The 13,967-nt window shown below is 70.3% G+C and carries 9 protein-coding genes; 6 read left to right on the top strand and 3 right to left on the bottom strand.

Features of this window, described 5'->3' with window-relative positions; genetic code table 11:
* Window positions 1–31 precede the first annotated feature (31 nt).
* The 3 genes from ACGFZN_RS21525 to metH form a co-directional block, all read right to left on the bottom strand.
* Window positions 32–1,636, bottom strand: coding sequence for an ABC transporter substrate-binding protein (locus ACGFZN_RS21525; protein ID WP_393860065.1), 1,605 nt, complete (start codon window positions 1,634–1,636; stop codon window positions 32–34).
* 436 nt (window positions 1,637–2,072) lie between these two features.
* Window positions 2,073–2,774 carry an HAD family hydrolase gene (locus ACGFZN_RS21530; RefSeq protein WP_393860066.1) on the bottom strand — a complete coding sequence of 234 codons (702 nt, stop codon included), beginning with the start codon at window positions 2,772–2,774 and terminating at the stop codon, window positions 2,073–2,075.
* 176 nt (window positions 2,775–2,950) lie between these two features.
* Complete coding sequence (metH, locus tag ACGFZN_RS21535) at window positions 2,951–6,466, bottom strand: methionine synthase (RefSeq protein ID WP_393860067.1); 3,516 nt, start codon at window positions 6,464–6,466, stop codon at window positions 2,951–2,953.
* A gap of 295 nt (window positions 6,467–6,761) precedes the next feature.
* Here metH and ACGFZN_RS21540 point away from each other — a divergent pair, with 295 nt between their 5' ends.
* From ACGFZN_RS21540 to ACGFZN_RS21565, 6 genes are all read left to right on the top strand, one after another.
* On the top strand, window positions 6,762–7,526 hold the full coding sequence (locus tag ACGFZN_RS21540) for an IclR family transcriptional regulator (RefSeq protein ID WP_393860068.1): 765 nt from the start codon (window positions 6,762–6,764) through the stop codon (window positions 7,524–7,526).
* Between the two features lie 358 nt (window positions 7,527–7,884).
* Window positions 7,885–8,679: an MIP/aquaporin family protein gene (locus tag ACGFZN_RS21545; protein WP_393860069.1), complete on the top strand. Its 795-nt coding sequence runs from the start codon at window positions 7,885–7,887 to the stop codon at window positions 8,677–8,679.
* 63 nt (window positions 8,680–8,742) lie between these two features.
* A complete protein-coding gene (gene glpK, locus ACGFZN_RS21550) occupies window positions 8,743–10,281 on the top strand; it encodes a glycerol kinase GlpK (RefSeq protein ID WP_393860070.1) in 1,539 nt (512 codons plus the stop codon).
* Between the two features lie 48 nt (window positions 10,282–10,329).
* Window positions 10,330–11,946, top strand: a complete 1,617-nt coding sequence (locus ACGFZN_RS21555) for an FAD-dependent oxidoreductase (protein ID WP_393860071.1) — start codon at window positions 10,330–10,332, stop codon at window positions 11,944–11,946.
* A gap of 223 nt (window positions 11,947–12,169) precedes the next feature.
* The gene (locus tag ACGFZN_RS21560; protein WP_393860072.1) at window positions 12,170–12,841 is read left to right on the top strand and encodes a FadR/GntR family transcriptional regulator; all 672 of its coding nucleotides are present in this window, start codon (window positions 12,170–12,172) and stop codon (window positions 12,839–12,841) included.
* A gap of 163 nt (window positions 12,842–13,004) precedes the next feature.
* Window positions 13,005–13,916 (top strand): PAC2 family protein, encoded by a 912-nt coding sequence (locus ACGFZN_RS21565; RefSeq protein ID WP_393860073.1) that lies wholly within the window; start codon window positions 13,005–13,007, stop codon window positions 13,914–13,916.
* Window positions 13,917–13,967: the final 51 nt, after the last annotated feature.

The raw sequence follows: 13,967 nt of genomic DNA on the forward strand, positions 1-13,967 counted from the left end.
AGCCGTCGCCGGCCCCCGCACGGGAGAGCCGTCAGCCGCTCACACCGCGGCCGAGCTCCCACAGCTGGAGCGTAGACGAGGAGTTGAGGGCGTAGGAGACGCCCGTGATGTCGTCGCGTGCGGCGACGTACTGCTTGCCCTGCCACAGCGGCAGGACGGGGACGTCGTCGGCGACGATGTCCTGGATCTCGGTCAGGCTCTTGGCGGCGTTGAGGCGGTCGGCCTCGCGGCGGGACTCCGGGATCAGCGTGCGCTGGATGGTGGTGTTGGAGTAGGGCGAGCCGAGGAAGTTGTCCTTGTCGAGGAAGGGCGCGAGGAAGTTGTCGGCGTCGGGGAAGTCGGGGAACCAGCCCATGCCGTAGACGTCGTAGCGGCCCTTCTGCTCGGCGGGGCGGAAGGCGGCCCAGGGGTGGCCCTGGATGGAGGCGTCGAACAGGCCGCTGTCGTTGAGCTGCTTCTGCAGGATCTGGAACTCCTGCTTGGTGGCCGAGCCGTAGTGGTCGGTGGTGTAGTGCAGGGTGAGCTTGACCGGGGTGGTGATGCCGGCCTTGGTCAGCAGGTCCTTGGCCTTGGCGACGCTGGGGTTGCCGTACTTGTTGAAGAACGAGTTGGAGTGGCCGGTGACGGTGGCGGGCACGAGCGAGTACAGCGGCTCGGCCTGGGTGCCGTAGACCTTGGAGACGAGTTCCGCGCGGTCGATGAGCTGGGCCATGGCCTGGCGTACGGCCTTGGACTTGACGGTGGGCGCGTTGGTGTCGAAGGCGAGGTAGCGGATCTCCAGGCCCGGCATGTCGACCAGGTCGACCTTGTCGTCGCTGCCGGCGTCCAGCTTCTGGATCTGGGCGGGCGACATGGTGCGGGTCATGACGTCGATGTCGCCCTTGTCGATGGCGGCGCCCATGGCCTCGGCGTCGGGGAAGGAGCGCAGTTCCACCTTGTCGTTGTTCACCTTCACCGAGCCCTTGTAGTTGGGGTTCTTGGTGAAGGTGGCGGTGGTGACGGCGTTGCCGCTGACGTCGGCGTGGAAGGTGTAGGGGCCGGAGCCGTCGACCTCGAAGCCGTCGCGGAGCTTGTCCTTCGCGTAGTCCTTCGGGTTGACGATGCCCGCGACCGGGGTGGACAGCTTGTACGGGAACGTGGCGTCGGCGGTCTTCAGGTGGAAGATGACCTCGCGGTCGCCCTGGGTCTCGATGGTGTCGATGGTGTTCAGCAGGGAGGACACACCACTGCTGGCCTTGATGCGCAGGGCGCGCTCGATGGAGTACTTGACGTCCTGTGCGGTGACCGGGTCGCCGTTGGCGAACTTCAGGCCGTCGCGGAGTTTGCAGGCGTAGCGCTCGCTGCCGCTGTCGGTGAAGGAGCAGCTCTCGGCGGCGTCGGGGACGGGGTCGCCCTCGCCCTTGGGCTGGGCCATCAGGGTCTGCACGGTCTGGCGCAGGATGTTCCAGGTGCCGACGTCGTAGGCGTAGGCCGGGTCGATGGGAGCCGGGGCGTCCTTGGTGGCCGTGAACTGGTCGGTGGTGCCGACGACGATGGCGTCCGAGCTCTTGCTCCCGCTGTCGGATGTGCCGCACGCGGCGAGAACCGGGGTGAGCAGGCCGGCGACGGCCGGCAGCACCAAAGTCTTGCGGTTCATGCGGGAGTTTCTCCAGAGCTGTTCGGGTCCGTGTAACCGCCATGCATGGGTGTGTGCCGCGGATCACGGGGGTTGCGGTGATGTTCTCGCGATGAGATTAGTCGGCCCCCGCAGCGGGGTTCACGGCCACGCGAGTTGACCCCCCATCACGCAGTGAAACCGGTTGCGGACACACCGAAAACCCGACAGCGGCATGATTAGTGCAGCGTTCCATCAATCGGGACACAAAGACCCGCCGTTGCGGGCCGAACGGGGGCGTTCAGCACACGGGTCCCGGCTTGTCGAGGGCCGCCGGGGTGGGGAACGTCACATTTCCAACTGCGCGGGCGGCCAGTGGAATTCGGGCCGGACGACCGTCTGTGAATTCCACCTTCGGGTACTTCCTCGGAAATGTGTCCGCCAAACTCTCCGAGCCCGCGGGTGCCCCCGGTGAGGGTCAGATCTTCTCCGCCATCAGACCGCGGAGAAATGCCAGGTCGACCTCTTCCAGGGAGCTCACCACGGTGCGTCCGGCGGAGGGGCCGATGGGGGCGATGGAGGGCACGGCGACGACGCGGCAGCCGGCGGCCTCGGCGGCGGCGACGCCGGTCGCGGTGTCCTCGACGACCGCGCATCTGTCCGGCCGGGCACCGAGTCCGGCCGCGGCCAGCAGGTAGGGGTCGGGGAAGGGCTTGGTGCGCGAGACCTCGTCGCCGGCGATGGACAGGGCGAAGTGGTGGGGGCCCAGCACCTTCAGCACACGGTCGATGATGCGGCGGTGGGAGGCGGAGACCAGGGCGGTGGGGATGGCCTGCTCGTGGAGCTCGGCGAGGAGCCGTGCGGCGCCCGGCATCAGCGGCAGGCCGCGGTCGATGCGGTCCTCGAAGCCCTCGTTGAGCAGCACGCTGAGCTCGGCGAGGGTGATGTCGGCGCCGGTGGCCTCGATGAGGAAGCCGGCGCTGCGGGTCATGGGGCCGCCGACCACGACGTGCCGCCAGGAGTCGTCCAGGGTGTGGCCGAGGGAGGCGAAGACCTCGACCTCGACGTCCCACCAGAATCCCTCGGTGTCCACCAGGGTGCCGTCCATGTCGAGGAGCACGGCCTGCAGGGCTGAGCCTTCGGCCGTACGGGTTCCGAGCGCGGGAACCGTGCTGGTCATCCGGCGCACCTCCTTGAGGGACGAGCAGGCCGGTTCCCGGACAGGGAACCGGCCAGCAGTGGACCGACCAGTGTACGACGCCGGCGACGGAAACGCCTCGTTTACCACTCGCGCACGGGGGTATGCCGAAAATCACCCTCTGCGCAGGCCAGGGGGCCGTCGGCGTGCCGCGGCACTCACCTGGCGTTGAAGTACTTCGCCTCCGGGTGATGGATGACGATGGCGTCCGTGGACTGCTCGGGGTGCAGCTGGAACTCCTCGGACAGGTGGACGCCGATCCGCTCCGGGTCCAGCAGTTCCGCGATCTTGGCGCGGTCCTCCAGGTCGGGGCAGGCGCCGTAGCCGAGGGAGAAGCGGGCGCCCCGGTACTTCAGCGCGAACATGTCCTCGATGTCGGCCGGGTCCTCACCGGCGAAGCCGAGTTCGGCGCGGACGCGTGCGTGCCAGTACTCGGCGAGCGCCTCGGCCAGCTGGACGGACAGGCCGTGCAGTTCGAGGTAGTCGCGGTAGGAGTTGGCCGCGAAGAGCTTCGCGGTCTCCTCGCCGATGCGGGAGCCGATGGTGACGACCTGGAGGCCGACGACGTCGGTCTCGCCGGACTCCTCCGGGCGGAAGAAGTCGGCCAGGCACAGCCGGCGGCCGCGGCGCTGGCGCGGGAAGGTGAACCGGGTGCGCTCGTTGCCCTGTTCGTCCAGGATGATCAGGTCGTCGTCCTTGGAGACGCAGGGGAAGTAGCCGTAGACGACGGCCGCCTCCAGCAGGTTCTCCGTCTGGAGCCGGTCCAGCAGGCCGCGCAGCCGGGGGCGGCCCTCGCTCTCCACCAGGTCCTCGTACGACGGTCCCTCGCCGGTGCGGGCCTGCTTGAGCCCCCACTGGCCCTTGAACAGGGCGCCCTCGTCGAGCCAGCTCGCGTACTCCTTGAGCTGGATGCCCTTGACGATCCGGGTGCCCCAGAACGGCGGGGCCGGCACGGGGTTGTCGGTGGCGACGTCGGAGCGGACGTGCCCCTCCTCGGGGCGTTCCTCGGTCTCGACGGCGGGGGTGGCCCGTACCCGGCGCTGGCGCAGTTCGGGCAGCTTGGCGCCGGGCACGCCGCGCTTGACGCCGATGAGGGCGTCCATCAGGCGCAGGCCCTCGAAGGCGTCGCGGGCGTAGCGGACCTCGCCCTCGTAGATCTCGTGCAGGTCCTGTTCGACGTAGGCGCGGGTGAGGGCGGCGCCGCCGAGGATGACCGGGAAGCGGGCGGCGAGGCCGCGCTGGTTGAGCTCCTCCAGGTTCTCCTTCATGATCACCGTGGACTTCACCAGCAGGCCGGACATGCCGATGACGTCGGCCCGGTGTTCCTCGGCGGCCTCCAGGATGGCGGAGACCGGCTGCTTGATGCCCAGGTTGACCACGTTGTAGCCGTTGTTGGACAGGATGATGTCGACGAGGTTCTTGCCGATGTCGTGGACGTCGCCGCGCACGGTGGCCAGCACGATGGTGCCCTTGCCCTCGGCGTCGGACTTCTCCATGTGCGGTTCGAGGTAGGCGACGGCGGCCTTCATGACCTCGGCGGACTGCAGGACGAACGGCAGCTGCATCTGGCCGGAGCCGAACAGGTCGCCGACGACCTTCATGCCGTCCAGCAGGGTGTCGTTGACGATGTCCAGGGCCGGGCGGTCCTTCAGGGCCTCGTCCAGGTCCTGTTCCAGGCCGTTGCGCTCGCCGTCGATGATGCGCCGCTTGAGGCGCTCCTCCAGCGGGAGGGCGGCCAGTTCCTCGGCCTTGCCCGCCTTCAGGGACTTGGCGGTGGCGCCCTCGAAGAGCTGCATCAGCTTCTGCAGGGGGTCGTAGCCCTCGCGGCGGCGGTCGTGGATCAGGTCGAGGGCGGTGCTGACCTCCTCCTCGCTGAACCGGGCGATCGGCAGGATCTTGGAGGCGTGCACGATCGCCGAGTCCAGGCCGGCCTTGACGCACTCGTCGAGGAAGACGGAGTTCAGCAGGATGCGGGCGGCCGGGTTGAGGCCGAAGGAGATGTTGGACAGGCCGAGGGTGGTCTGCACGTCCGGGTGGCGCTTCTTCAGCTCGCGGATCGCCTCGATGGTGGCGAGACCGTCCTTGCGGGACTCCTCCTGACCGGTGCAGATGGTGAAGGTCAGGGTGTCGATGAGGATGTCCTCCTCGCGGATGCCCCAGTTCCCGGTGAGGTCGGCGATGAGCCGTTCGGCGATCTCGACCTTCTTCTCGGGGGTGCGGGCCTGGCCCTCCTCGTCGATGGTGAGCGCGATCAGGGCGGCGCCGTGCTCCCTGGCCAGGGCCGTGACCTTGGCGAAGCGGGAGTCGGGGCCGTCGCCGTCCTCGTAGTTCACCGAGTTGATCACCGCGCGGCCGCCGAGCTTCTCCAGGCCCGCCCGGATGACGTCGACCTCGGTGGAGTCCAGGACGATCGGCAGGGTGGAGGCGGTGGCGAAGCGGCCGGCGAGTTCCTCCATGTCGGCGACGCCGTCACGGCCGACGTAGTCCACGCACAGGTCGAGCATGTGCGCGCCCTCGCGGATCTGCTCGCGCGCCATCTCCACGCAGTCGTCCCAGCGGCCCTCGAGCATGGCCTCGCGGAACTTCCTGGAGCCGTTGGCGTTGGTGCGCTCGCCGATGGCCAGGTAGGAGGTGTCCTGGCGGAAGGGGACGCTCTGGTAGAGGGAGGCGGCGCCCGGTTCGGGCCGCGGGTGGCGCTCGGACGGGGTGCGGCCCTGGACGCGCTCGACGACCTGGCGCAGGTGCTCCGGCGTCGTACCGCAGCAGCCACCGACCAACGACAGGCCGTACTCGCGGACGAAGGTCTCCTGGGCGTCGGCGAGCTCGGGCGCGGTCAGCGGGTAGTGGGCGCCGTCCTTGCCGAGGACGGGCAGGCCCGCGTTGGGCATGCAGGACAGCGGGATGCGGGCGTTGCGGGCGAGGTAGCGCAGGTGCTCGCTCATCTCGGCCGGGCCGGTGGCGCAGTTCAGGCCGATCATGTCGATGCCGAGCGGCTCCAGCGCGGTGAGCGCGGCGCCGATCTCGGAGCCCAGCAGCATGGTGCCGGTGGTCTCCACGGTCACCGAGACGATCACCGGGAGGTCGAGGCCGAGGGCGTCGAGGGCGCGGCGGGCGCCGAGGACGGCTGCCTTGGTCTGCAGCAGGTCCTGGGTGGTCTCCACGAGCAGGGCGTCGGCGCCGCCGGTGACCAGGCCCTCGGCGTTGCGCTGGTAGGCGTCGCGCAGGGTGGTGTAGGGGGCGTGGCCGAGGGTGGGCAGCTTGGTGCCGGGGCCCATGGAGCCCAGCACCCAGCGCTGGCGGCCGTCTCGTGCGGTGAACTCGTCGGCGACCTCGCGGGCGACCCGGGCGCCGGCCTCGGACAGCTCGTGGACGCGCTCGGAGATGTCGTACTCGCCGAGGGCGGAGTGGTTGGCTCCGAAGGTGTTGGTCTCGACGCAGTCGACGCCCACGGCGAAGTACGCCTCGTGGACGGAGCGGACGATGTCGGGGCGGGTGACGTTGAGGATCTCGTTGCAGCCCTCGAGCTGCTGGAAGTCCTCGAGGGTGGGGTCCTGTGCCTGGAGCATGGTGCCCATGGCTCCGTCGGCGACCACCACGCGGGTGGCGAGCGCCTGGCGGAGCGCGGACGCACGGGTCCGGCTGTCGGCGGAAGGGGACGGCGGCGACGAGGCCATGAAGGGGCTCCCTAGATGCGACGGCTGTCGGCTATGCGGCGCCCCCGGGCACGTTTCCTGGCGGGCGGGGATGCCGCACGGCGTCAGCGTAACCGGGAGTCGGCTTGGATGGGCAGCGGCGTCCACGACGCGGACGCGGGTGACCCTGGCGCCACGGCCGGGTCACGTGTGATGTAACAGGTCCCGACCGACCATTAGCGGGAGGTCGGCATGGACCGGTAGTGTTCGACATTGCCGAACGGCGTGAATCCGAAGCGCCGGTACGGCAGTCGAAGGGGACGGAGGCAGGACGGCGATGGCACGGAACATCCAGTCGCTCGAACGGGCGGCCGCGATGCTGCGGCTCCTCGCGGGCGGCGAACGGCGGCTCGGCCTGTCGGACATCGCCTCCTCGCTGGGCCTCGCCAAGGGCACCGCCCACGGCATCCTGCGCACCCTCCAGCAGGAGGGGTTCGTGGAGCAGGACGACGCCTCCGGGCGCTACCAGCTGGGCGCGGAGCTGCTGCGCCTCGGCACCACGTACCTGGACGTGCACGAGCTGCGGGCGCGGGCGCTGGTGTGGACGGACGACCTGGCCCGCTCCAGCGGGGAGAGCGTCTATCTGGGGGTCGTGCACCAGCAGGGCGTGCTGATCGTGCACCACGTCTTCCGGCCGGACGACAGCCGGCAGGTGCTGGAGATCGGCGCCATGCAGCCGCTGCACTCCACGGCGCTGGGCAAGGTGCTCTCCGCCTACGACCCGGTCGCGCACAGCGAGGCGCTGGAGTCGGACCGCAAGCCGTTCACGGACCGCACGGTGTGCGATCCCGAGGACTTCGAGCGCCTGCTGGACCTCACGCGCGCGCGGGGCTACGCGGCCGACGTCGAGGAGACCTGGGAGGGCGTGGCGTCCGTCGCGGCCCCCATCCACGACCGGCGCCGCATGCCGGTGGGCGCGGTCGGCATCACGGGCGCGGTGGAGCGGCTGTGCCGGGACGGCCAGCTCCGCCCGGAGCTGATCGCGGCGGTGCGCGACTGCGCCCGCGCGGTCTCCAGGGACCTGGGCGCGGGCCGGTTCTGAGCGGCCCCCCGCGGGGCCCCTGAGTCGCTGAGGCACGACCGGAACGCCGGGCGGCGTTCCGGTTCTCGCCCTACCCTGATGTGGACAAAATGGGCTGAATGCCACGTCAAGGGCCGAAGAGTGATAACCGCCGACGATCAATAACGATCCTGTTTTCGATAACAGAACCCTTGACTCCTGCGTGAAGCCGAAGCGAGACTCCCGTCCATCGGTCGGCATTGTCGAACACCTAACGGCAATACGCGCTAGAGTGTGACAACGCCAAGGGCCGGCATCGCTCTCACCCCCCGAGGGCGCCAGAACCACCGGAGGGACCCGGGGTTCGGCTACCCCTGGACGAAGGACAAAGGAGTCGCGGGTGTCCAGCTCCGACATCTTCATCGGCGAGACCATCGGTACCGCCATACTCATCCTGCTCGGCGGCGGCGTCTGCGCGGCCGTCACGCTGAAGGCCTCCAAGGCCCGTAACGCCGGCTGGCTCGCCATCGCCTTCGGGTGGGGCTTCGCCGTCATGACGGCCGTGTACATCTCGGGACCGCTCTCCGGCGCACATCTCAACCCCGCCGTCACCGTCGCCCTGGCGATCAAGAACAGCGACTGGAGCAACGTCCCGGTCTATCTCGCCGGCCAGCTGCTCGGCGCGATGATCGGCGCGGCCCTGGTGTGGGTCGCCTACTACGGCCAGTTCCACGCCCACCTCACCGACAAGGAGATCGTCGGCGGCCCCGGCGCGCAGGCCACCACGGCCAAGGCGGTCGAGGCCCAGGAGAAGGGCGCGGGACCGGTCCTCGGCATCTTCTCCACCGGTCCGGAGATCCGGAACGCGGCGCAGAACCTGGCCACCGAGATCATCGGCACCATCGTGCTGATCCTCGCGGTCCTCACGCAGGGCCTGAACGACAAGGGCAACGGCCTCGGCATCCTCGGCGGCCTGATCACCGCGCTCGTCGTGGTCTCGATCGGCCTCTCGCTGGGCGGCCCGACGGGCTACGCGATCAACCCGGCCCGCGACCTGGGCCCGCGCATCGTGCACGCCCTGCTGCCCCTGCCCAACAAGGGGGGTTCCGACTGGTCGTACGCCTGGATCCCGGTCGTCGGTCCGCTGGTCGGCGGCGCCATCGCGGCAGGCATATACAACGTCGCGTTCGCCTAGCCCGACCGCGAAGCACGCGCCGTACGACATGCCTCTTCACTACGGATCTTTCAGGAGCACACAGTGACCGACGCCCACACCGCAGGCCCGTTCATCGCCGCGATCGACCAGGGCACCACCTCTTCGCGCTGCATCGTCTTCGACCGGGACGGCCGTATCGTCTCCGTCGACCAGAAGGAGCACGAGCAGATCTTCCCCAAGCCGGGCTGGGTCGAGCACGACGCGAACGAGATCTGGACCAACGTCCAGGAAGTCGTCGCCGGAGCCGTCGCCAAGGCCGGCATCACCCGTGACGACATCAAGGCCATCGGCATCACCAACCAGCGCGAGACCACCGTGCTGTGGGACAGGAACACCGGTGAGCCCGTCCACAACGCCATCGTCTGGCAGGACACCCGCACCGACGCCCTGTGCCGGGAGCTGGGCCGCAACGTCGGCCAGGACCGCTTCCGCCGCGAGACCGGCCTCCCGCTGGCCTCGTACTTCGCCGGGCCCAAGGCCCGCTGGCTGCTCGACAACGTCGAGGGCCTCAAGGAGCGCGCCGAAGCGGGGGACATCCTCTTCGGCACCATGGACACCTGGGTCATCTGGAACCTGACGGGCGGCGTCGACGGCGGCCGCCACGTCACCGACGTCACCAACGCCTCCCGCACCCTTCTGATGAACCTGCACACCACGCAGTGGGACGAGAAGATCTGCGAGTCCATCGGCGTACCGATGCAGATCCTGCCCGAGATCCGCTCCTCCGCCGAGGTCTACGGCGAGGTCACCGGCGGCAGGCTCGGCGAGCTGCTCGGCGGCATCCCGGTCGCCTCCGCGCTCGGCGACCAGCAGGCGGCCCTGTTCGGCCAGACCTGCTTCTCCGAGGGCGAGACCAAGTCCACCTACGGCACCGGCACCTTCATGGTGATGAACACCGGTGACAAGATCATCAACTCCTACGCCGGTCTGCTGACCACCGTCGGCTACAAGATCGGCGACCAGCCGACGGTCTACGCCCTGGAGGGCTCGATCGCCGTCACCGGCTCGCTGGTGCAGTGGATGCGCGACCAGATGGGCCTGATCTCCACCGCGGCCGAGATCGAGACGCTCGCGCTCTCGGTCGAGGACAACGGCGGCGCCTACTTCGTCCCGGCGTTCTCCGGCCTGTTCGCCCCGCACTGGCGCTCCGACGCCCGCGGTGTGATCGCCGGCCTGACCCGGTACGTCACCAAGGCGCACCTGGCGCGCGCCGTCCTGGAGGCCACCGCCTGGCAGACCCGGGAGATCGCCGACGCGATGGTGAAGGACTCCGGCGACGAGCTGGTGGCCCTCAAGGTCGACGGCGGCATGACCGCGAACAACCTGCTGATGCAGACGCTCGCCGACGTCCTGGACGCGCCCGTGGTGCGCCCGATGGTCGCCGAGACCACCTGCCTCGGCGCCGCCTACGCCGCCGGTCTCGCCGTCGGCTTCTGGTCCAGCACCGACGAACTGCGCGCCAACTGGCGCCGGGCCGCCGAGTGGACCCCCCGCATGGACGCGGAGACCCGCGACCGTGAGTACAAGAACTGGCTCAAGGCCGTCGAGCGGACCATGGGCTGGATCGAGGACGAGAGCTGAGCGGCCCACAACAGCTCAGACATCTCTGACGAGGAGTAAGTACCCGACATGACCAGTCAGTCCACCCTGAGTTCCGTGCCTGCCCTGGGGACGCACCCGGCCTCCGGCTCCAACCCGAGCCGGGCCGAGACCAGGGAGCAGCTCTCCAAGGCGTCGTACGACCTTCTGGTGATCGGCGGCGGCATCCTGGGCATCTCCACCGCCTGGCACGCCGCGCAGTCCGGCCTGAGGGTGGCTCTGGTCGACGCCGGCGACTTCGCCGGCGCCACCTCCTCCGCCTCCTCCAAGCTGCTCCACGGCGGCCTGCGCTATCTGCAGACCGGCGCGGTGAAGCTGGTGGCGGAGAACCACTTCGAGCGCCGTGCGGTCTCCCGCCAGGTGGCCCCCCACCTGGCGAACCCGCTCACCTTCTACCTCCCCGTGTACAAGGGGGGCCCGCACGGCGCGGCGAAGCTCGGCGCGGGCGTCTTCGCCTACTCCGCGCTCTCCGCGTTCGGCGACGGCGTGGGCCACCTGCTCTCCCCCGCCAAGGCGGCGCAGGACGTGCCCGAGCTGCGCACCGAGAACCTCAAGGCCGTGGCCGTGTACGGCGACGACCAGATGAACGACGCGCGCATGGCGCTGATGACGGTCCGCGCGGCCGTCGAGGCGGGCGCGGTCGTGCTGAACCACGCCGAGGTCACCGGCCTGCGCTTCACCCGGGGCCGGGTCACCGGCGCCGAGCTGAGGGACCGCCTGTCCGGCGACGAGTTCGGTGTCGACGCCCGTCTGGTGCTGAACGCGACCGGCCCCTGGGTCGACCACCTGCGGAGGATGGAGGACCCGAACGCGGCGCCGTCCATCCGTCTGTCCAAGGGCGCCCACCTGGTGCTGCGGCGCACCTCCCCCTGGAAGGCCGCGCTCGCCACCCCCATCGACAAGTACCGCATCACCTTCGCCCTCCCCTGGGAGGACATGCTGCTGCTCGGCACCACCGACGAGGAGTACGAGGGCGACCCGGCGGAGGTGTCCGTCACCGACAAGGACATAGCGCAGATCCTGGACGAGGCCGCGTTCTCCGTCCGCGACCAGCAGCTCCGGCGGGAACTGATCACCTACGCGTTCGCGGGCCTCAGGGTGCTGCCGGGCGGCCCCGGCGACACCGCGAAGGCCAAGCGGGAGACCGTGGTGACCGAGGGCAGGGGCGGCATGCTGTCCGTCGCCGGCGGCAAGTGGACCACGTTCCGGCACATCGGCCGTACGATCATGAAGAAGCTGGAGTCGCTGCCCGGCCGGCCGCTCGGCGACGACTTCGAGCCGATCTCCTCGCTGCCGAAGAAGCTGCCGCTGCCCGGCATCGCCAACCCGCGCGCGGTCGCCCACCGGCTGCTGACCGACCGCCCGGCGCCCGGCCCGCGCATGGCCGCCGACACCGCCAGGCACCTGGCCACCCACTACGGCTCGCTGGCCTTCGACATCGCCCGCCTGGCCAACGAGAACCCCGAGCTGGCCGAGCGGGTCCACCCCGACGCGCCGGAGATCTGGGCGCAGGTCGTGTGGGCCCGCGACCACGAGTGGGCCGAGACGCCGGACGACGTGCTGCGCCGCCGTACGACGCTGACCATCCGCGGCCTGGCCACGGACGAGGTCAGGGCCAGGGTCCAGGACCTGCTCGACAAGCAGTAGGCCCCGGCGGCGACCGGTCCCTCCTCCCCGGCCGGGACCGGCCGCCGCCGAGACGCCGGACCCCGCCGCACCGGGTCCGGACCGACGAGAGGGGCGGCTCCCGCCGATGGAGCCGCCCCTCTCTCCTGCCCGGAGAGGGAGGACCTCGGCAGGGAAACGCCCCTCCGCGCGGCCCGCATAATGTGCTCGGACATCCGATGTCTGAGCCGCTGGGAGGCCGGTCATGGCAGTCACCGACGAGGCGATCGAGAAGATCAAGGGCATGATCGTCTCCGGTGCGCTGCGGCCCGGGGACCGGCTGCCCAAGGAGAGCGAACTCGCCGCCGAGCTGGGGCTGTCGCGCAACTCGCTGCGGGAGGCGGTACGGGCGCTGTCGCTGATCCGGATCCTGGACGTGCGGCAGGGCGACGGCACCTATGTCACCAGCCTCGACCCGCAGTTGCTGCTGGAGGCGCTGAGCTTCGTCGTGGACTTCCACCGCGACGACACCGTGCTGGAGTTCCTCGCGGTGCGCCGCATCCTGGAGCCGGCCGCGACCGCGATGGCCGCCTTCCGGATCGGCGAGCGCGAACTGGACGCGCTGACGGCCGAGTTGGACGCCCTCGGTGACGATCCGTCGGTGGAGGAACTGGTCGCCGCCGACCTTCGGTTCCATCGCGGCATCGTGCGCGGCGCGGGCAACTCGGTGCTGTGCTCGCTGCTCGACGGGCTGTCGGGCCCGACCACGCGGGCCCGGATCTGGCGGGGCCTGACCCAGGAGGACGCGGTCGGCCGCACCCTGCGCGAGCACCGGGCGATCCTGGCGGCGCTGCGCGACCGGGACGCCGAGGCGGCCCGCTCCTGGGCGACCGTGCACATCGCGAGCGTGGAGCAGTGGCTGCGGTCCACGCTGTGAGCTGGGCCGGGGCGGTGCCGGGCGGATCGTACCGCGGGGTGTTCCGGCCCGGTGAACGGGGCAGTGATCCGGTCACTCCCCCACGCACGGGGGCTGCGGGCGCCCCCGCCGGACGCCGTAAGGTTGGTGAGTCAAGCGAGGGCACGTCGGAAGGAGGCACTGGGTGATCGAGCTGGAGGGGGTTCCCGAGCTGATCGACCCAGTCATGGTGGCCGCGTTCGAGGGCTGGAACGATGCCGGCGACGCCGCCTCCACGGCGGTGGCGCATCTGGAACGCGAATGGAAGGGCGAGGTGTTCGCGGCGCTGGACGCCGAGGACTACTACGACTTCCAGGTGAACCGGCCCACGGTGTTCATGGACGCCGGTGTGCGCAAGATCACCTGGCCGACGACCAGGTTGTCGGTCGTGCGGGTCGGCGGCGAGAAGCCGCGCGACCTGGTGCTGGTCCGCGGCATCGAACCGTCCATGCGCTGGCGCTCGTTCTGCAACGAGCTGCTCGGCTTCGCGCACGAGCTGGGCGTGGAGCTGGTGGTCATCCTGGGCGCCCTGCTCGGCGACACCCCGCACACGCGTCCCGTGCCGGTCAGCGGGGTGACGTCCGACCCGGACCTGGCCCGCCGCATGGACCTGGAGGAGACCAAGTACGAGGGCCCGACCGGCATCGTCGGCGTCCTGCAGGAGGCCTGCGCGCACGCCGGCGTCCCGGCGGTGTCGCTGTGGGCGGCCGTGCCGCACTACGTCTCCCAGCCGCCCAACCCGAAGGCCACGCTGGCGCTGCTCAACCGCCTCGAGGACCTGCTGGACCTGCGCATCCCGCAGGGCGAGCTGCCGGAGGACGCGCGCGCCTGGCAGGTGGGCGTGGACCAGCTGGCCGCGGAGGACAGCGAGGTCGCCGAGTACGTGCAGACCCTGGAGGAGGCCCGGGACACCGCGGAGCTGCCGGAGGCGTCGGGCGAGGCGATCGCCCGCGAGTTCGAGCGGTATCTGCGACGGCGGGACGTCAGCCCTCCGGGCGGCAAGCCGCGTCCTGCCCCCGGCGGTTCCAAGGACGACGAGGACGACACCGAGGACTGAGGGTCCGGGGCTCGGACACGGGCTCGGGTACGGCGAAGGGGCGGTTCCCGG

Source organism: Streptomyces sp. NPDC048192 (assembly GCF_043202415.1).
Lineage (GTDB): Bacteria > Actinomycetota > Actinomycetes > Streptomycetales > Streptomycetaceae > Streptomyces.